Here is an 18672-nt window from a genome sequence, read left to right on the forward strand (position 1 = left end):
TTACGTGGTCTCCAGGGGGTTACGGACTTTTTTCAAGTACCCTACATTTGGCCGCGCTCCCACATCGTCAAGCACGCGGTAACTGCGCGGGCTTCGTTGCAGTTGAGAGACCCGGCTGTTGGGGTCTTTGAGGTCGCCAAACACGATTGCCTGCGTCGGGCAGGCCTGTTGGCACGCGGTCTGGATCTCGCCATCGACCAGTTCGCGTTTTCCCTGCAGCGCGACGTTTTTGGCCAACTGGATCCGCTGCACGCACATGCTGCATTTTTCCATGACGCCGCGCGAGCGCACCGCGACGTCAGGGTTCAGAACCATACGCCCGAGCGGGCTCTCCATGTTGAAGTCGAATTGCGGATTTTCCGTGTAGTTGTACCAATTGAAGCGGCGCACTTTGTATGGGCAATTGTTTGCGCAATAGCGCGTGCCGATGCAGCGGTTATAAACCTGCTGGTTGAGTCCCTCAGAGCTGGTGCTGGTGGCCAGCACCGGACAGACCGTTTCACACGGAGCGTTCTGGCAATGCTGGCACATCATCGGCTGATGAACGCTTACGGGATCGTCTTCCGTCCCGCTGTAATAGCGGTCAATACGGATCCAGTGCATGATGCGTATGCGCTCGATCTGGTCTTTGCCCACCACGGGAACGTTGTTTTCCGCCTGGCACGCAACCACGCACGCCGAACAGCCTGTGCATGAATTCATGTCAATGGCCATGCCCCAGGAATGCTCTCCCTGGAGACGTTCCGCCCAGAGCGTGGGTTGCGCCTGCGCCTCGCCGGCGGCTTCGGTGTCTTTGTGCAGCTCCTCCAGCGATGTCTCCAGCACGATGGGGCGGCCTTCCATGGAAAAGTGCGTCTGTGTGCTGGCTAGTTTTTCCGTGCGTCCAGTTTTTTCTATCTGAACATTTATTGCGCTATAGAGGCGGTGGCCGTTCTGGGCGCTGACCATGTGATAGGCATTCACGCCAACGTCCTGTCCTGCTCGTCCAACCTGCCACCGCCCGTAGCCCATTGCCACGGAAATTGTGCGTGGCTCCTGGCCCGGCTGGATGAATACCGGAAGTTCTATTTGTCCAGTTTCAGTCTTCAACCGCACAACGTCACCATCTTTTAGATTGAGCTTCGTTGCCATTGCGGGCGCAACAGCAGCATAGTTGCCCCATGTTGTTTTGGTGATGGGATCGGGAAGTTCCTGGAGCCAGGGATTATTGGCATGGCGGCCATCGCGCAAGGCCACACTTTCATACAAGTGAAGTTCGTAGCGGTCGTCAGGAATCGCCGCCTGGGTTCGCTTTGCCAGAATCGATTCAAGCGCAGCCTTCGTATCGCCGTGGAACTTGAGCGCCACAGCGGGGGGCGTGGCGGGAATAGCTACAACACCATCCTGAAGTGAGCGCTCCCAGAAACTTTGGAAGTCCTGTAAGTTTCTTTGCCGGGGGAAGATGCTTTTTTGCCAGAACTCGCGAAGATATGCGTAATAATCGGGTTGTTCATGCCCAAGCCACTTCAGCAAACTTTCCTGTGCTGCGCGCGTTCCAAAGAGCGGCGCAATCAGCGGCTGGGCCAGACTGATATGCGACTCCACTGGCTCGGCATCTCCCCAGGCCTCAAGGAAATGGTGGTCCGGACACACAGCGTGCGCATGTGAACTGGTTTCGTCACGGCGATCAGAGAAGGAAACTGAGAGAGCAACTTTTTCCAGGCCGCTGAGGAAGCGTTCAGGCTGGTGATAGTCATAGGCCGGATTCACGCCGAGCATGAACAAAGCGTGAACGTCCCCGCGATTCATCTTCTCGACTAACGCCGCCATTGCCGCGTCGTCCCCCTGGCGCTGCAAAGAGGGGCGCGACAGATCAATGGTCTTACCAACATTGCCCAGGGCGCTATTGAGCGCATTCACTGCAAATTGCGCCGCCAGGTCGTTCGTACCGGAGACCACCAGAGATTCACCGCGATGCTTCCAGAGCTCTTCGGCAACAGCGTCCAGTTTTCTGGAATCGATGGGATCTCGTTCCTGTTTAAGCTCGGGGAGCGCGGCCTTGCGCGCAATGCGCCGCAGCAGCGAGACGGCTACGGCGCCGACTTGCGAAGGCGCAACGGCGACCCGCAGATCGGCATTGCTGCCGGTCACTGACATACCGGATTCAAACTGAATATGAAGAGACGGTGCGCCTTCAGGCTTGCGATTCGCGGCATACTGACGAGCAAACTCAACTGGAGAGAGCCACGTGCCCAGAAAATCGGCCTCCAGACCAATGATGACACGGGCTTTGTCGAATGCGTAATGCGGCACAACCGCCCGGCCGAACGATTGCTCGTTGGCGGCGCGCATTGCGCTTAAGGAGATGGCGTCGTACTCAACGTGACGGAAGTTGGGATAACGCGCTCGCCACTCGTCGATGATCGCGCGCGTTGAGGGGCTTGTGATGGTCCCTGAGAGCAGCACGATTTCGCGCTTTGCGGCTTCCGCGTCTCGTAAGGATTCCGTGACGCGTGAGTCGATTTCTTCCCATTTGGCCGGCGCGCCGTGCCACAGCGGTCCACGTAAGCGCTCATCATCATAGAGGGAGAGCACCGTGGCTTGACCGGTAGCGCAAGTTCCTCCGCCAAAGATCTGCGACTCAGCATTGCCCTCAATCTTGATCGGGCGTCCGTCGCGCTGCTTCACCAGCAAGCTACATGAAGAAGCGCAGCCGCGGCATGTTGTGGCATACCAGTTGGAAACGCCAGGAACAATCTGGTCCGACCCTACGAGCAGCGGAATGGCATTTTGCACTGGAGCGCGGCATCCAGAGAGTCCTGCCGCGGCAAGCGTGAAACCCATTAGCGCAAGGAAATCACGCCGCGTAGTTCCCGGCGGCTGGCCAGAGGCGGACGGCAATCCGCCGGGAAACTCGCCGGTAAGGCGCGGACCCTGGTGAAGCTCTTCCACGCTCTTCCAGTAATCGGTGAGCCTGGGCTCGCCGATCTGCACAAGTCCAGCTTTCGGGCCCTTGCAGGGGGGGCGGTCTCCGTTCGTTTGTTCTGAGTGACTCATGAATTCTCCCGGCTTCCCTTGCTCTAGTAGTGACAGCTTGCGCAGTCCAACCCTGCCACCGGCTTCTGCCTTTTTGTAAGACTGAGTGCAGCGCGTGCAAAATCCCCGGTGGGCATCTTGGCGTGTTCGCGATGGCACTGGAGACACCATCCCATGGTCAGCGGCTTAACCTGTTCGATCCGCTGCATTGTTTCCACCGGCCCGTGACAGCTCTGGCACGCCACCCCGGAAACGACATGCTGGCTGTGATTGAAATAGACAAAGTCGGGTAGGTTGTGGACCTTTACCCATCGAATGGGCCGTTGCTGCTGCACCGCTTCTTTCAGCTTTTCAATCTCGACGGTCTGCTTCTCCAGGATCGTGTGGCAATTCATGCACACACTTGCTGGTGGAATACCCGCATGACGGCTCGTCCGTGCGGCGGAGTGGCAATAGAGACAGGGGATCTTGTTGTCACCGGCATGCACTTTGTGGGGAAAAGCGATCGGCTGCTCCGGCGAGTACCCCTGATGAATGCCGATGCGCGAGAGCTGATATGCTCCGGCGCCGCCCGCAACGACCATAGCCACGATCCCCATCAGCACCAATTGCAATCGCATGGATCTCTAATCCTCCTCCGGCCACAGCCAGGGCGCGGGATTGTGCCTGCGCAGCCAGCGCTCTGCGGAATGACCTGCGGCGGAAACAGGACGGGTCAGAAGCGCCAGGACAGAGTGCAGAGCAAAAACGAAGAATGCTGCCAGGCGAGTGAGCGGTAGGACCGCAAGCATGGCGAACGCGGAGAACACATGCAACCGCACAAAAAATGGCATCTGCGTTGCCAGTCCCGGCGCCGGTCTGCCCCGCAAAATGGAAGCTATATACGGCGTAAGAACGAGTGCGCCCCACGACGATCCCCAGCGATACAGGACCGCCATGAGCACACCGGAAGCGATTGCAACAAACAACAGGGCAAGAAAGACCGTGTCTGACAATTCAGTGATAACGGATCGATTGCCGTGGGAAACTTGTCTCCAGGTCACTTTAGCCCACCCGGCCAGCGCCGCCAACCCGGCGCCGAAAGCGATAGCTTCGAACAGGTAAAGCCGCGCGGGATTGTTGTTCCACGCAAGTACAGAATGCGGAAGCAGCAGAACGGCCGCGTGCACCACGAGCAGCAAAGCCACGCCGGCGCGCCAGATATTTGCACCACCAAACAGGCTCCAGCCCTCGGCCATCTCAGTTTTGACAGCGTCCATGCGCTTCCGCTCCAATAGGTAGCGGACCGCCAGTCCCACCGCAAGCAGCGAAAGAGCGATATAAGGCCATCCAGCAAAAAGAAAATTCAATCTCACGGGGCTTTTCCTTTCTGCGTATCGCCCAACCCGGCTTGAACGCTATGGTCCGAGCTTCCATCCGCCTTTGCGGAGCGAGAGCGTTCTTCTCTCTTGTCCGTCTCGGATCTCTGCTGCAATGCCACTTGCCGCAGGAAAACCTTCAGCGAGAAAGATTCTTTCGCTGTCAGGTAATGTGTACCCGGCGTTCCAGCGCTCCACTGAAAACACGGATGGCGGAGGAACTCAGTGAGCGCGCGGTCCTGATACTTGAAGTATGTTTTACCCAGGTCAGGTCCCAGGCTTCCGCCCCAGACCGCGCCCTGAACGGAGTGACACACCGCGCAGGCCTGTGCGCCGTATTTCAAACCTTTGCGGCCGGAAAATAAGTCGTGGCCGTTTTCAGCATCTGCCGTGGTGCCAAGTTCTGCGCTGCGCTCATCGGCCGGCTTGATGTCGGGGCCGCCAATGGCAACGTAATCGAGAATGTCATTGATTTGCTTTTCTGAAAGGTCGGTCCAATCCGGCATGCGCTGCTGTTTGAACTGCGCGAATAGATCCGTGGCCGTGCGATCTCCCGATTTGATCACCACGGATGAGGCGTGGATGAATTTGACCAGCCAGTCGCGCTTGCGCCGCTCCGTCACGCCCTTCAGGTCGGGCCCAACCTTGATTCCCTTGCCATAGGTGTGGCACGCAGTGCAACGCTTGTTAAAAGTCGCGGCAGCTTCGGGAGAGAATTTCGACGCGGTGTTTTCCGGATTATCCTCAGCCCAGGACGCCTGTACTCCGAGTGCTATGAGAAGGGCAAGAACAAGAAACCGACGCAGATTCTCAATAGAACGACAAGCTACCAATCCCATGATCACTGCGCCTCCTTATTCTCAAGTCTTGCTTGCCGCTTCTCGATCTCTGCAATGCTCGAGGCTGCGTTGTCACTTTCAAAAGAAAAAGGCCTGAAGAGATGAAACTCTTCAGGCCAAATATCCTGCCCGCTCCGGGTTTTCCGGGAGACAAAAATCGGGGCCTGCGCTTTTTATCTAGCCGTTCTAATCCATCCATCAGGCCAGCTTTTAAAATTCTAAAAAGCGCCTTCAAGGAAGTGGTATCGAACTCGCTGCCGCAACCGCTTTACACCTACAAATGAAAATGGCTCAGAGACGAAAACGCCTCTGAGCCAAATCTTTGGTCGACCGATAAATCCTCGGAACGAAAAATCAGGGCTCCACTAAAACGAACAAAAAGTTTATATCTAAAAATCCGAGGTATGTCAATTACTCGTTATTTTAAAGCGCGAGAGCACTTCGTACGCCAAGGAATCAATCCCTCGTCACATTTGGAATATAGGCCTATATCCGAAAATGATAAGGGATAATGCATGCCTAAAACTATGGAAATCTACTAGGTTTCTTTATCAACTATTAACAAAGCCCAGAATGGAACAACCGGATTGTGAAAGATAAGGCCGCAGGGGCAACTTTAGCGCAATTTAAGGTTACAATAAATTTCATTTACGGAGGCCATCATATGGCGCTTTCCCCCAGCCAGCGCGCTAAGCGCATTGTCCAGTCGGAAATTCGTGTAATGTCCGTGGAGTGCGAGAGGATTAAAGGCATTAACCTGGCCCAGGGCATCTGTGATACGCCGGTGCCGGAGGTTGTGCGGGAAGGCGCGTGCAGAGCCATGGAGCGCGGTATCAACAGCTATACCCGGGCCGAAGGGCTGGCGGATCTCCGTCGGGCTGTGGCTGAAAAGATGCGCCGATTCAACGGATTGGATTGTGATCCGGAGACTGAAGTCATCATCCATTCTGGATCCACGGGCGCATTCTATGCCAGCTGCCTTGCCTTGTTGAATCCAGGCGATGAAGTCATTCTGTTCGAACCTTTTTATGGCTACCACCTGAACACATTGACCGCTGTAGAAGTGAAGCCGGTCTTTGTCACGCTACAGGCCCCGGATTGGAATTTTCGTCCTCAGGACCTTGAGGCGGTAGTCACTCCGCGCACCCGCGCCATCATGATCAACTCGCCGGCAAACCCTTCAGGAAAGGTCTTTACCCGCCAGGAATTGGAATGGCTGGCTGACTTTGCGCGGCGGCATGATCTATTCGTCTTTACTGACGAAATTTACGAGTATTTTATCTATGAGGGCAGCCACATCAGCCCGGCTACCCTCCCCGGAATGCGCGAGCGCACCATCACTATCTCCGGCTATTCAAAGACCTTCAGCATCACCGGCTGGCGCATCGGCTATATCATCTGCGACCGCAAATGGGCCCAGTCCATTGCCTATTTTCATGACCTGATTTACGTGTGCGCCCCAGCGCCGCTCCAGATCGGCGTGGCGGAAGGAATCGTAAAGCTGCCAGACAGTTTTTACCAGGGAATCACGGAGGAATACCTGCGCAAGCGTGACCTGTTGTGTAACACCTTGAGCGAGATTGGCCTCACGCCCTCAGTCCCGGCAGGCGCGTACTATGTGCTTGCCGATGCCAGTATCCTCGCCGGCAAGACGAGCAAGGAAAAGTCCATGACTTTGCTGCGCGAAACCGGCGTGGCCACTGTCGCGGGTAGCGCCTTCTACCAGGCTGGAGGCGGTGAGCGACTGATCCGGTTCTGCTTCGCCAAATCTGACGAAGAGTTGCGGGAAGCATGCCGCAGGCTTCAGATGCTACCGGAAAAACTGGGGAAGGTCGCGATGTCGCATCGCGGGTAATAAGCTGAAGGTGGTCTTGTCTTGCCAAACACTACTTAGGGTTTTAGCTTGTAGATCGCGCTACTAAGGTCCCGTGTATTCCCATTATGAAACATTAGTTCCAATTTGGAACTTGCTTCTAAACTTAGCTCTTAGACTAATTTTGATGTTCTAATTTTTCCCAACTAAAATGTCACAGAATATGCATTCAAAATCGTTCCATTAGTATGATGTAATGAATGCTCCTTGCAGCCAGCCGCAGGGTTTCTTCGCATTGCGATTCATCAATCAAGCAATAAATATCGAGTCAAAAAAGAGAGCTTATGGCGGACCGCGAAATTGTTGACATTTTGGGAATAGGTATCGGCCCTTCGAATCTCAGCATGGCCGCCCTGCTTTATCCCATCAAAGATGTAACTTGCCGCTTTTTGGAAAAAAGAGTGCGTTTTGAATGGCATCCTGGCCTCATGTTTCCTGAAGCCAACATCCAGGTTTCTTTTTTAAAGGACCTGGTGACGCTCGCGGACCCTACCAGCGCATTTTCTTTTGTCTCGTTCCTGCACGCACAAAAAAGACTATATCGCTTTATCACTGCCAATTTTCCCCGGATCAGCAGGCTGGAATATAACCAGTACTTGCAGTGGATTTGCGCCTCCCTGCCTAATCTCCATTTCGGATGCGATGTAGAAGAAGTTACGCATGATGGCGATTCGTTTGTGGTCTATGGGAGCCAGGGACCGCACTATGCCAGGAATCTGGTGCTCGGAACCGGACTAGCTCCGTCTGTCCCGAGCTGCGCCAAGAAGCACCTTGGCCATCCCAGCGTGTTTTTCGCTTTGGAATTCCTCGACCACGAAATTGATGCCACTGGTATGCGGGTGGCGATTGTCGGCGGCGGACAGACCGGCGCGGAGATCGTTTCGCGCCTTCTGCTGGAAACGGATAAGTTGCCGAAGGAAATCCTCTGGGTGTCGCGGCGTCATAATTTTCTGCCGCTCGATGAGTCTCCCTTCGCCAATGAGCTCTTTACGCCGGCGTACAGCGAATATTTCTACAAGCTCACTCCGGCGGAGAAAGCAAGATTGCTGCTGGAGCAGAAACTTGCCAGCGACGGCATCGCCACCGACTTGCTGGAGAGGATTTATCGCCGTCTCTATAACCTTGAATTTCTGCATCACCGTGGACGCATCTGCTCGTTGCGGCCCGGCAGCCGGATTGAGGAGATCGAAAGGGTCGATGGGGAGTGGCTGCTTACCGTCACCAGTTCGGTCGGGAACAGGACTGAATCGCTTCCCGCCGACATTATCATCTTGTGCACAGGCTTTGAGTACCGGATGCCGGCTTTTCTTTCTGGCTTAAAGCACCGCATTCACTGGACCGAGGATGGCTACAATGTAGGCCGTGATTTCTCCGTCGAATGGGATGGCCCCGCGGACCAAAAGATCTACGTGCAGAATGCAGCCCAGAAGCAGCGGGGCGTGGCCGATCCCAACCTGAGTCTCATAGCATGGCGGAGCGCCACCATCATCAACAGTCTCATGAAGAGAAAAGTTTATGATGCGGACCAGACAAGTTCATTGTTCGACTGGGAGCAGGAACAGAAAACCAGGCAGGCAGTTGGAGGGGTGCTGTGAAGGCGGAGAGCGATCTGTTGTTGGCTTATATGGAGCCGGAGTGCAGTGAGTCCGGCATGAAGCTGCAGGAATTGGACGTCTCCCGTCATCAGTTTCCCTTCAAATCCTCGAGATTCACCGTGGAACCGGGCGGCAACTCTCCTCTGGACAAGCACAGCGTGGCTGAAATGTGGATCATCGTGGAAGGAACCGGCGAGCTCCTCTATAACGAAAAATCCCACCAGGTAAAAGCGGGCGATGCGGTGTATTTTGAGCCCTTTCAAACCCACCTCATCCGCAACCATTCCTCTCAGGCGCTGAAAGTGCTTTCCTTCTGGTGGCAGCAGCCATGTTCGACCTAACTATCGTAGGAGGCGGCATAATTGGCGCAACCGCCTTCTATCTGGCCCGCCGCCAGAGGCCGGATTGGCGCATACTTCTGTTGGACCGATCGCTAGTTGGAAAGGGCGCCAGCGCGTACTCTGCCGGTCTCGATTTTCCTTACGGACGCACCCCGTGGCAGAAGCAGCTATCGGATGCAAGCGTAAGAATGTATGCGGACTTCAAACAAGATCTTCCGCATCTGGCGCTCAGGTCTCTGCCATTTGTAGGCGTTGTAAAAAAACAAAACCTGGAGCAGGTGCTTGAACGCTTTACCTGCAAAGCGGTGCACTGCGCGGACAAGACAGAGCGGGACCTGCTGTTCTCTATTTTCCCCGATCTCAAGGTCGGCGATGACCAGGAAATCCTCGTCGGGGCCCAGGGCGCAGTTGGTTTTGTTGACCAGATTGTCTCCTTGCTGATAAATGAAGCCGCTAATCCTCCCGGCGGACACTGCTGGGAGGGAGTTGCAGTATCGCAGGTGCGCGCCAAGGACAGCGGCCATGAACTGGATTGCGGAGACGGCCGTCGCATTCAGAGTTGTCGTGTTCTGGTTGCGACTGGGCCCTGGGCGTTAAATGGTCCGGAAAGCTCCCAGGCACACGCAGCCGGCGTGAGAATCAAGAAAGTGGCTGCGCTGCATGTGCTTCGTGAGCCAACTCCCAATGCGCCGGTGGTGTACTTCTTTGATGAGGATGCCTTCCTGCTGCCGGTGTTGGAAGGTAAAAAGTGGATATTGAGCTTTACCTCACGTGAATGGGATTGTTCTCCGGACCAGGGCAATTTATTGATCAGGCCGGAGGAGAGGGCCGAAGCATTGTCGATTCTGGCGCGCTATTGTCCCTCATGGGTGGAGGAGTGTTGCGGCGGCCGCGTATTCTGCGATGCTTACACTCCGGATTGGGCGCCTTTTGTGCGCTCGACAGGAAAGAATATCGTTCTTGCCGGTGCTTGTTCTGGCGCCGGTTTTCGCATTGCCCCAGCCGTCGCTCAAACGGCGCTTCAGCTTTTTTCCGGCTACATCAATGCCGGCGAGGTTTAATCCATGTCTCAACATTCAGCACAGCAGTTTCCTGAGCGCGTTTTAGTTACAGCCACTCCCCCCACTCCCAATGGAGATTTGCACGTGGGCCATTTGTCGGGGCCATACCTTGGAGCGGACATCTATCGCCGCTATCTGAAACTCAGGGGCGTCGAATGCCGGTACATCTCCGGGGCCGACGACCACCAGAGTTATACCGCGTTCAAGGGGGAGCAACTGGGCTGGACGGCGGCCCGGGTGGCTGACCACTTTGGCGAAGCCATGTTCAAAACGCTTGAAGCCGCGGAAATCTACCCCGACGTGTATGCACGTCCCCGGGTCTCTGAGTTTCATATCCCATATGTACAGGAGTTCTTTCGCAGGTTGCACGCGAGCGGCAAGCTGGTAGTCAAAAAGGCGCCTTCGCTTTTTTGCAGAAAATGCGACCGCTACGTTTTTGAGGCCTTTGTTTCCGGCAAGTGTCCGCACTGCCTTGCCGGCAGCGGCGGCAACGCGTGTGAAGATTGCGGCCAGCCCAATGATTGCGTTGACCTGGTTGACCCAATTTGCAAAACCTGCGGCGGGCGTCCGGAGATTGTTTCCATGGATCGGGTCTATTTTCCACTTGCGCCGTATGCGGAGCAGTTGAAGAACTATTACCAGTCGGCCAACATGAATCCCCATCTTCGCTCCTTGTGCGAGCAGATGCTTCGCCAGGGGCTTCCGGAGATTGCCTTGACGCACCACACCGATTGGGGAATTCCCGTGCCGCTGGCCGGTTTTGAAGATCAGCGCATCTATGTGTGGTTTGAAATGGCGCCGGGATTTCTAGCTGCTACACAGGAATTGGCGCGAAAATCGGGAGATGTCGGCGGCTGGGCCGATTACTGGAAGCAGGAGGGATCCAGCATTGTGCATTTCTTCGGCTTTGATAATGGATACTTTTTCGCGCTACTGTTTCCCGCCTTGTTTCTCGCTTACGATGCTGGGATAAAGCTCCCAGATACTTTTGTGACCAATGAGTTTTACCGTCTAGACGGGCTGAAGTTTTCCACCAGCCGCAATCACGCAATCTGGGGCAGGGAGTTGCTGAAAGAATCTACGCCGGATGCTGTACGGTTTTATCTAGCCTATACCAATCCTGAGCGCGAGCAAAGCAACTTCACCCGGGAAGACTTTTACAGCACGGTGCAGCGGGAACCGGCCGGGGCATGGCAGAAATGGCTGCAGGAGCTGGGACAGAAAATAAAACAGGAGTGCCAGAACCGCGTACCATCCCTGATCCTGCTGGAAGACGAGCAGCGGCAATTTCGGGAGGCACTGCGGACGCTCGTTGCTGAAACTGAGGCGTCCTATTCTGCGGAGACTTTTTCCCCGCAACTTGCCACACGCGCCTGCTGCGAACTTGTGCGGCAGGCCCGGCGATTTGGAAAATCGGAAGATCATTGGCGCAACGTTCCAGGCCGAGAAGAACGAAGGGCCAGTAGTGTTGCACTGGAACTGCTCGCCGTGAAGGTGCTGGCGTTAATCGCCTGCCCGGTAGTGCCGGGATTTGCCGCACGGCTTTGGAAATCTCTGGGATATGCTTCTCCTGTTTCCACCGCGCGTTGGGAAAACATCCTCGAACCCCTGCCGGCAGGGACCGAGCTATCTGGGCTGGATGTCATTACCTTCGAAATACCAACGGATCTGGCGCAGAGGCATTATTCCGTCAGTTCCAAAAGTGCCTGAAGCCGCGGATCGAACAAGCTCAAGCGCTCAGCTACACCGCTTACTTTGCAGGAACAAGCGTCAGCCAATGTATGGTGTTCTGCTCGATCGCAGCCCGCGTGTAAAGCATCGGCGCATATTCTTTTTTTTGCCACAAATCAATATGGTCGCGGTAATGGGGGCTGTAGGGATCGCCGGATTGGCCCGGAATATTGAGGAAAACGGAACGGTCCCAATCGGAGAGATCGATGATTTGCCGGTGTGAAGGCCCAGTCTGGCAGAGATAGCCCGGGCCACGCATGGAATTTACCGTGTCATCGTCGCCTCCACAATCAAAGCTTCCGGTATTCAGAAGCTCTTTTTGCTCTTCGGTTTTCGCCAGCGGATGTTGAAAATGGACTTTATGCAGCGTACCCCAGCGCCATAACCGGATGTCAGCCCCAAAACGCGCGGTGGCTTCAGCAACCGCGCTTTCAAGGGCATTGCACAGCAACTCGCTGAGCGCCTGAGGCTGCATGGAATGCAGTAGGTCCAGCAGGACCGGCAATTCCAGGTATTTGCCGGCAACCGCCGCTGCTTTTTTGTCCATCTGTGTTTTCAAAAAATGGGAGCGAAGATGCGCAGCCCATATCTTGAACAGCAAAGCCGGGCCTGAATCCGCGGCCAGAACACAATTCCATTTTCCCAGCATCTGGCGGGCTTGCTCCACCGCCGGCTGGGGCACAGCGGGGGAGCGCATGAGCAGATCGATAAGATCGCGCGCCGGGATCAAGTGCTCATCGTGCTGCAGCCGCTTGAAGTCTTCCAGCGTGGCTTTTTCAAGCTCTCTCAGGACTTCACTTATCCGCTGGACACGATATGGCGGTTTCCAATCATAGGCCAGGTGATGAGGGAACTGCGGCGGAAGAATGTTGTTGTTCGCCGTTGCGACAAAGTGACTGGAAGGGTTGTGCTGCTGAGGAAGCTCATCGATTGGGAGAAAACCGTTCCATTCAAAGCGGTCGCTATGGCCTGAGACGGGAAGCAATCCGTCCCATCCGCGCCGCAGAGGCAACATTCCGGCCGCGACCCACCCGATGTTGTTGTGTACATCGGCGTAAACAATATTTTCGGCGGGCATGCGCCAATATCGAAGCGCCTGGCGGAAGCTCTCCCAGTCCTGCGCCTGGTCGAGCTCCAGGCAGCCAAGATACGCCGCTGTGCCCGGCTCGGAGCCGGTCCACCGAATTGCAATGGCACGGCTGGTGGCCGCATCCTCCCAGACAACGGGGCCATGGCGGGTGAACTTTAGCGTAACTTCCACCGGTTCAGCTTTGCCCTTAACTTTGATCCAGTCCCGCTCGATCTCCATCTTCCGCCAGCCCTCTCCATGGCGGTATTGGCTCCGGTCGTGAGGTGACAGCGTTTCTACATAAAGGTCTGCCTGGTCGAATGGAGCAACGGTAAATCCAAAGGCAATCTGCTCATTATGGCCCAGGGCCACGCCGGGAAGGTGGGGCTCGCCGGAGCCGATGAGGTTCCAGCCTGGCGCAACCAGATGGCATAGATACCGCAGAGACGGCACGAGCATGGACCGGTGCGGATCGCTTGCCAGCAGAGGCTTGCCGGTTGCGCTGCGCGTTCCGTCAACGGCCCAGCAGTTGCTTCCATCGGGCGCCGGAGATGGGTGGACCGGCAAAGAGACAAGCTCGGGCAGTGAACTGGAGGAGATTCCGGACAAATCAACCTCGGGATCCAGAAAAGGAATTCGGTGCGGTTCTGTGGGAAAAAATTTGAGCGTCGCTTCGAGCCCGATTTCCGAAATCATTTCCGCGCGCGCAATCTCATACGTGGTGTTGTAGGTGATCCGGGGTGAAAACTGCCGTAGCAAGCAATCTTCCGGCTTCCACGGCCGCGGGCGGAAATCGAGCATCTGAAATTCCGGCGGAAGATCATCTCCACATGCTTCGATATATGCGTTGATCCCGCTGGTGAACGATTCCAGAATGAGCCCGGCCTTTTTTCCGTAGCTGCTCCATTCGGTGTCCATGTTGCCGCGGTAGCGCATCAATCGCGCCATCCGGTCCCGCTCCAGGTATTCAATGCCCAGAATGGCGGATAGCTCTCCGCTTGCAGTCCGCCGCCACATCTCCATCTGGTACAGACGGTCCTGCGCGGCCGCAAAGCCCTGGCCAAAAAAAAGATCGGCCACGGAATTCGCGTAAATATGCGGGACACCCCATCTGTCGCGTAGGATTTCGATCTGGGCTTCTATTCCCATAACTGTCAATGTGCCGTCGAGTTGAGGTTTGCCGGAATGGGCCATATGGATTACCGGCCGCGACGCTCGAATGCCATGCGGACGATTCTCTTGATGAACGCCTCGTATCCTATCGAGGCAAAGTCGGTGGAGTGCGCGAACCTGGATAATTGGGAGTTCGGATTGGCTTCAATAAAAATTACTTTGTCGCCGTTAACTCGAAACTCGACTTTTGCATAGGCCTCGATTTCCAGGGCCTGATACGCTTTTTTGGCGAAGTCGATTACTTTAGCCGTTAACCAATCGGGCAGCCTTGTTGGTGTTCTATAGAAGATGCCCGAACGCGCCCGGTAACGCTGGTCGAATTTCGCCAGCTCGGTGGCAAACTTGATCTGCGATTTCCGGGGAAATACGAGTTCACAGATGGAATCGATGAATATCTTTTTTACACCGGAGACCGTCACGATGATCTCCCGGCCTGGAATATACTCCTCGCAGAGGATCGGCTGAGATGATCTCTGCATTAACTGCCGCAGACGCCGATCAAGGACGGCTGGACCTTTAACGTAGGATTTTGCGTTGATTCCTTCCGACCCATCGCCATGAAGCGGCTTGACGATTAATGGAAATTTCAGGCTGGTGAGAGGGTATTTCATCCCCCTGCTAATGACGACGCCTTCCGGCACAGGCACACCGGCGCCGGCCACAACCAACTTGGCCAGGTGTTTGTTTCTGGAAAGCATCAAGGCATCTGCCGATGCGCCAGTATAGGGAATACCCATCAACTCCATGATTCGGACGAGCAGACTGTCATATTTTCTGCGCCCTTCGATTTCCTCCACCAGGTTAAAGACAAAGTCAGGGCGGGCCGCCTTGATCAGCTCAATTGTCTTGGCCACATCGAGAGTGGCGGGAATGCCCACCACGTTGTGTCCCAGATGCCGCAGCGCATGGCTGACGGAGAATTCCGCCTCCCAGGGCTTTTTGGGCTGTTTCGTAAAATTCGGATCTTCGGGGACAAATAAACTTTCGTCAACTAACAGAACGGCGCGCAATGCGAGGCTCTCCCGGATGAATTTTCCCGACGACACTACTGCCGGCCTCTAAGCCGTCCTTTGTCATAAAAACAAATGTGTTGGGCGTTAGCTTATCAGAAGAACCGTTTGCCTTCATTCTCAGAACACCAGACCGCCGGATTGATGCCGGCCTGCCTTATCACACCTTGTCCTGATGAGTTGAAGGCTGATACCGGGCGGAAAGGGCGCATCAGGTTGCCGCCAGAACTTCGCGTAATATTGACGCCCTCTCTGCTTCATGATCTGCAAGCCAGGAATGAATTTTATGGTCTGAGTCTTCAAGCCATATTGTTTTTTTCGATTTTGCCAGTGGCGCGCTCGCTGCATACAGTCCGATTACGTCTTTTGGAATGATCATGTCTTTTCCGGCAGCCACAATCAGCAGCTTGCCGCGATAGGAGCTTAAGGCCTGGAACGCCGGAGAATTTATGTAGGCACCCGGCTTTCGAATCGCGGACGTGAAGCTTTCGCCGAAGGTAAGTTCCATTGCCTCCGCGGAATATGCGGCGGGACAAAACAGAATCAAGCTGCGTGGCTGTATTGCAGGCGCGAGAAGGGAGGCTATGAAGCCGCCCATGCTGGTTCCTATCAAAACCGGAGGAGCCTGGGGATGGATGAAGTCAAAAACGGCTTGGGCTTCTCTCTTTCTAATTGCCAGGGTAGCCTGCTCCATCTTGCCTGTGCTTTCACCATGTCCGGAGAAGTCGAAGCAAAGCGATGACAGACCATGGCCGGCTAGATAGTCAAGAACGTACCGGACTTTTTCGCGATTAGCTGTGACTCCGGTTCCGTGGAACGCAATAACGTCGGGCGACCGATCCGAAGCCGCAAAGACCTTCGTGGCCGCAAGGCTCTCATTCCCGATTTGGAATACACACTCTTCCGTATGAATGCTTGCTCTCCTCTGACAATAAAAGCGGGCAGTCAGCCGCCAGCGAACGCAAGCTGATGCAGGCGTTCCATAATGGAACTGCCGGGGCAATATTCGTCATTGTATGATAGAACTTTAAACAGTAAGTGCGATTAGCCTGACTATTGCACTGGGATTACTTGCCGTGCATGCAAAGTTTTCCATGGGTACCCATCCTGCAACTCACAAGCTAACTATCGCTCGATTTGGGTCTTTATTGCTTACCTTTTCAGGTGAGCTACCGCTTCATAACCGGAGAATTGACAATGGATGTAATCAACCTTTCTATTGCGCCTAATGAAGACAAGGTTCACGCAATCCATTTTTTCAGGGACGGCGTCATCCAGAAGATGTCGCTGGCTGAGCTGGATCGCCAGTCGGTCTCGGTTGCATTGCATTTGAAGGAACTCGGCGTGCGACCGGGAGACCGCGTCGGCATTGCGGGAAAGAATTGCTTGGAGTGGGTCTTGCTGGACCGCGCGGTCCTTAAGCTAGGCGGCATTACCTGCGGTTTTGACGTAGGGCGTTTTATTTCCAGCACAGCCATTGAGCGCTACGACTTGAAGCTGATGTTTGTCGAGGAGGTGGTGGAAAACGACCCCCGCATTATCGGCTTTGACGTTGCGAGGCAGTGGGCCAGCAAAATGCGAATCAGTCCTGTTCCGCTCCATGAAGGCTACAAGCCGGACGATATATGCGCGATTAAATTCACTTCTGGCAGCACTGGACCGGCAAAAGGGATGGAGGCCTTCGTTGGCGGCATCAATGATTCACTCACGGATGTGCAGGAGATGTTTGAGCACGGGAAAGATGACAACATTCTCGTCTTTTTGCGGCTGGCCCAGCTCCAGCAGCGCTACTGGATCTATTCCGCAATGGCTTTTCACCATGACATATCCATCACTACGCTCGACTATGTCTTCCCCATGGCGCAGGCGGTTCATCCCACGGTGATCATGGGCGTCCCCGGCTTTTTTGAAGACCTGAAGAGACAACTAGAAGCGGAAGCAAGCTATGCGCCGGATGACCTGGTTTTACGCGGCAAGGCGATCCAGGCCAAACTTGGAGGACGGATACGATATCTCTGGACCGGTTCGGCTCCGGCCAGCCGGGCTACCCTGGATTACTACTTTGATTGCGGAGTGCCGCTCTACCAGGGTTACGGCCTGAATGAAACATGCATCATCTCCAAGAACTGTCCCAAGGCGAATCGTATTGGCAGTGTGGGCAAGGTGCTGTCCAACAAGACTCTTCGCATTGATGCTCAAGGCATGTTGATGGTGGCAAGCCGAAACCCGATCATCAAAGGATATAAGTGGTGCAAGCCTGGGGACAACGAGAAGCTGTTCATGCCGTCAGGCGAGATAAAGACTTACGATTTGGGCTATCTGGATGAAGATGGATATCTATTCATCCAGGGGCGTATCGACGATCTGATAGTCCTTGGGACCGGGCGCAATGTGCTAGCTCCTCCACTGGAAGAGCGCATCAAGCTTCATCCCGACGTGCACGAGTGCGTGCTGTACGGGACAGGAAGACCGTTTGTAACGGCGCTAATCTCTCCCGCATCCGCTTCAGTGGACAGGGCAGCGCTGCAAAAGCACATCGATAGCATCAATGAAACTCTTTTCCCTGAGCAACAGATTCGCGGCATGGTGATATCTCCAATGCCATTCTCGATGGAGAACGGGTTGCTCACGTCGCAATATAAGCCTATTCGCAGAGAAATTTACCGTTCGCTGGAAGCGGAGATCGAGGAGGTTTACGCCAGCACAAATTTGTTGTGGCGAGGAGCTTACGGGCAGTAAGCGGAGACTAACTCTTAAAACGATTTGTGAATTGAATGCGCAGCATCACGCCATCCAGAGCGAGACATGATTTGATGCAGCCGTTGCCTGCTTCTTTACCTCCCGGTACCCGTTCCAACAGACGTCGCCCGATTGCGCACCTTGCCCTGGGTAAACAGAATCTTTTTTATCTCGCTCCATTCGGATTTAAGGATGCTGTAATACACTGCGTCGCGCCTCCGGTTATCGGGCATAAAGTTATAACTGCGGAGCACGCCTTCCTCTTTTGCGCCGATGTTCTCTAGCCCCCTCCTTGCCTGCACATTCAGGACGTCCGTCTTGAATTCCACGCGTTCACATCCCAGCGTTTCAAATGCATATTCCAGCAGCAGGTACTTAGCCCAGCGGTTGATTCCTGCGCCACGGTAATTCCGGCCCAGCCATGACCATCCAATCTCAAGCCGCTTCTCTTTCTCCGCCAGATTGCCAAATGACATGCTGCCGGCGATGCGCTGGTTTTTCTTGTCGATGATGCAGAAAACAATCCGTTTGCCTGAGTTGGTTTCGTCGAGCGCGTCCGCCATAAATTGTTCGAATTCCCGTTCCGTGCTGACACGAAAGACGAAATATTTCCATATGTCAGGGTCCAACGCTATTTCCCGTAATTGATCCCGGTCTTCCGGCAAAACACGGCGGAGCAGGACGTATTCGTTTTCAAGCCGTGCATCCCGAATGTTTTCCCATGACATAGCAGCTCTCCTATGAACAACTTTATCTTACATATAGATAAAACTATATAGATAAAACAATTAGATCAGTATCCGTTTCCTGATTTGGGAACATACCCAGCGTCTAAAGCACGCGCTTAGGCCATCTCAGCTATTGAGAA

The 18672-nt window shown here is 54.8% G+C and carries 14 protein-coding genes; 6 read left to right on the forward strand and 8 right to left on the reverse strand.

Annotated features, from left to right (window positions below; translation table 11 throughout):
- From LAO76_21920 to LAO76_21935, 4 genes are read right to left on the reverse strand one after another with little or no spacing between them, the layout of a single operon-like run.
- Positions 1-3036, reverse strand: a complete 3036-nt coding sequence (locus tag LAO76_21920; protein MBZ5493584.1) for a TAT-variant-translocated molybdopterin oxidoreductase — start codon at positions 3034-3036, stop codon at positions 1-3.
- A gap of 23 nt (positions 3037-3059) precedes the next feature.
- Complete coding sequence (locus tag LAO76_21925; protein ID MBZ5493585.1) at positions 3060-3635, reverse strand: cytochrome c family protein; 576 nt, start codon at positions 3633-3635, stop codon at positions 3060-3062.
- Between the two features lie 6 nt (positions 3636-3641).
- Positions 3642-4370 (reverse strand): respiratory nitrate reductase subunit gamma, encoded by a 729-nt coding sequence (locus tag LAO76_21930; GenBank protein MBZ5493586.1) that lies wholly within the window; start codon positions 4368-4370, stop codon positions 3642-3644.
- Positions 4367-5212, reverse strand: a complete 846-nt coding sequence (locus LAO76_21935; GenBank protein MBZ5493587.1) for a cytochrome c — start codon at positions 5210-5212, stop codon at positions 4367-4369. Before LAO76_21935 ends, LAO76_21930 begins: the two co-directional genes overlap by 4 nt.
- A 664-nt stretch (positions 5213-5876) precedes the next feature.
- Here LAO76_21935 and LAO76_21940 point away from each other — a divergent pair.
- From LAO76_21940 to LAO76_21960, 5 genes are all read left to right on the forward strand, one after another.
- Positions 5877-7067, forward strand: a complete 1191-nt coding sequence (locus tag LAO76_21940) for a pyridoxal phosphate-dependent aminotransferase (GenBank protein MBZ5493588.1) — start codon at positions 5877-5879, stop codon at positions 7065-7067.
- Between the two features lie 302 nt (positions 7068-7369).
- Positions 7370-8680, forward strand: coding sequence for a SidA/IucD/PvdA family monooxygenase (locus LAO76_21945; GenBank protein MBZ5493589.1), 1311 nt, complete (start codon positions 7370-7372; stop codon positions 8678-8680).
- Between the two features lie 56 nt (positions 8681-8736).
- On the forward strand, positions 8737-9021 hold the full coding sequence (locus LAO76_21950) for a cupin domain-containing protein (protein MBZ5493590.1): 285 nt from the start codon (positions 8737-8739) through the stop codon (positions 9019-9021).
- Positions 9009-10082 carry an FAD-binding oxidoreductase gene (locus tag LAO76_21955; protein MBZ5493591.1) on the forward strand — a complete coding sequence of 358 codons (1074 nt, stop codon included), beginning with the start codon at positions 9009-9011 and terminating at the stop codon, positions 10080-10082. Before LAO76_21950 ends, LAO76_21955 begins: the two co-directional genes overlap by 13 nt.
- A 3-nt stretch (positions 10083-10085) precedes the next feature.
- Positions 10086-11792, forward strand: coding sequence for a class I tRNA ligase family protein (locus LAO76_21960; GenBank protein MBZ5493592.1), 1707 nt, complete (start codon positions 10086-10088; stop codon positions 11790-11792).
- Between the two features lie 40 nt (positions 11793-11832).
- On the opposite strand, the gene LAO76_21965 is transcribed toward LAO76_21960, so the two are convergent.
- The 3 genes from LAO76_21965 to LAO76_21975 form a co-directional block, all read right to left on the reverse strand.
- Positions 11833-14076: a penicillin acylase family protein gene (locus LAO76_21965; GenBank protein MBZ5493593.1), complete on the reverse strand. Its 2244-nt coding sequence runs from the start codon at positions 14074-14076 to the stop codon at positions 11833-11835.
- Between the two features lie 5 nt (positions 14077-14081).
- The gene (locus LAO76_21970; GenBank protein MBZ5493594.1) at positions 14082-15065 is read right to left on the reverse strand and encodes an ATP-grasp domain-containing protein; all 984 of its coding nucleotides are present in this window, start codon (positions 15063-15065) and stop codon (positions 14082-14084) included.
- Between the two features lie 211 nt (positions 15066-15276).
- Positions 15277-15759 carry a lysophospholipase gene (locus LAO76_21975; GenBank protein ID MBZ5493595.1) on the reverse strand — a complete coding sequence of 161 codons (483 nt, stop codon included), beginning with the start codon at positions 15757-15759 and terminating at the stop codon, positions 15277-15279.
- Positions 15760-16262: 503 nt separating this feature from the next.
- On the opposite strand from LAO76_21975, the gene LAO76_21980 reads away from it, so the two are divergent.
- Positions 16263-17804, forward strand: coding sequence for an AMP-binding protein (locus LAO76_21980; GenBank protein MBZ5493596.1), 1542 nt, complete (start codon positions 16263-16265; stop codon positions 17802-17804).
- A gap of 95 nt (positions 17805-17899) precedes the next feature.
- Here LAO76_21980 and LAO76_21985 read toward each other — a convergent pair whose 3' ends face one another.
- Positions 17900-18532: a GNAT family N-acetyltransferase gene (locus LAO76_21985; GenBank protein ID MBZ5493597.1), complete on the reverse strand. Its 633-nt coding sequence runs from the start codon at positions 18530-18532 to the stop codon at positions 17900-17902.
- Positions 18533-18672: the final 140 nt, after the last annotated feature.

Source organism: Terriglobia bacterium (assembly GCA_020072645.1).
GTDB lineage: Bacteria > Acidobacteriota > Terriglobia > Terriglobales > Acidobacteriaceae > Angelobacter.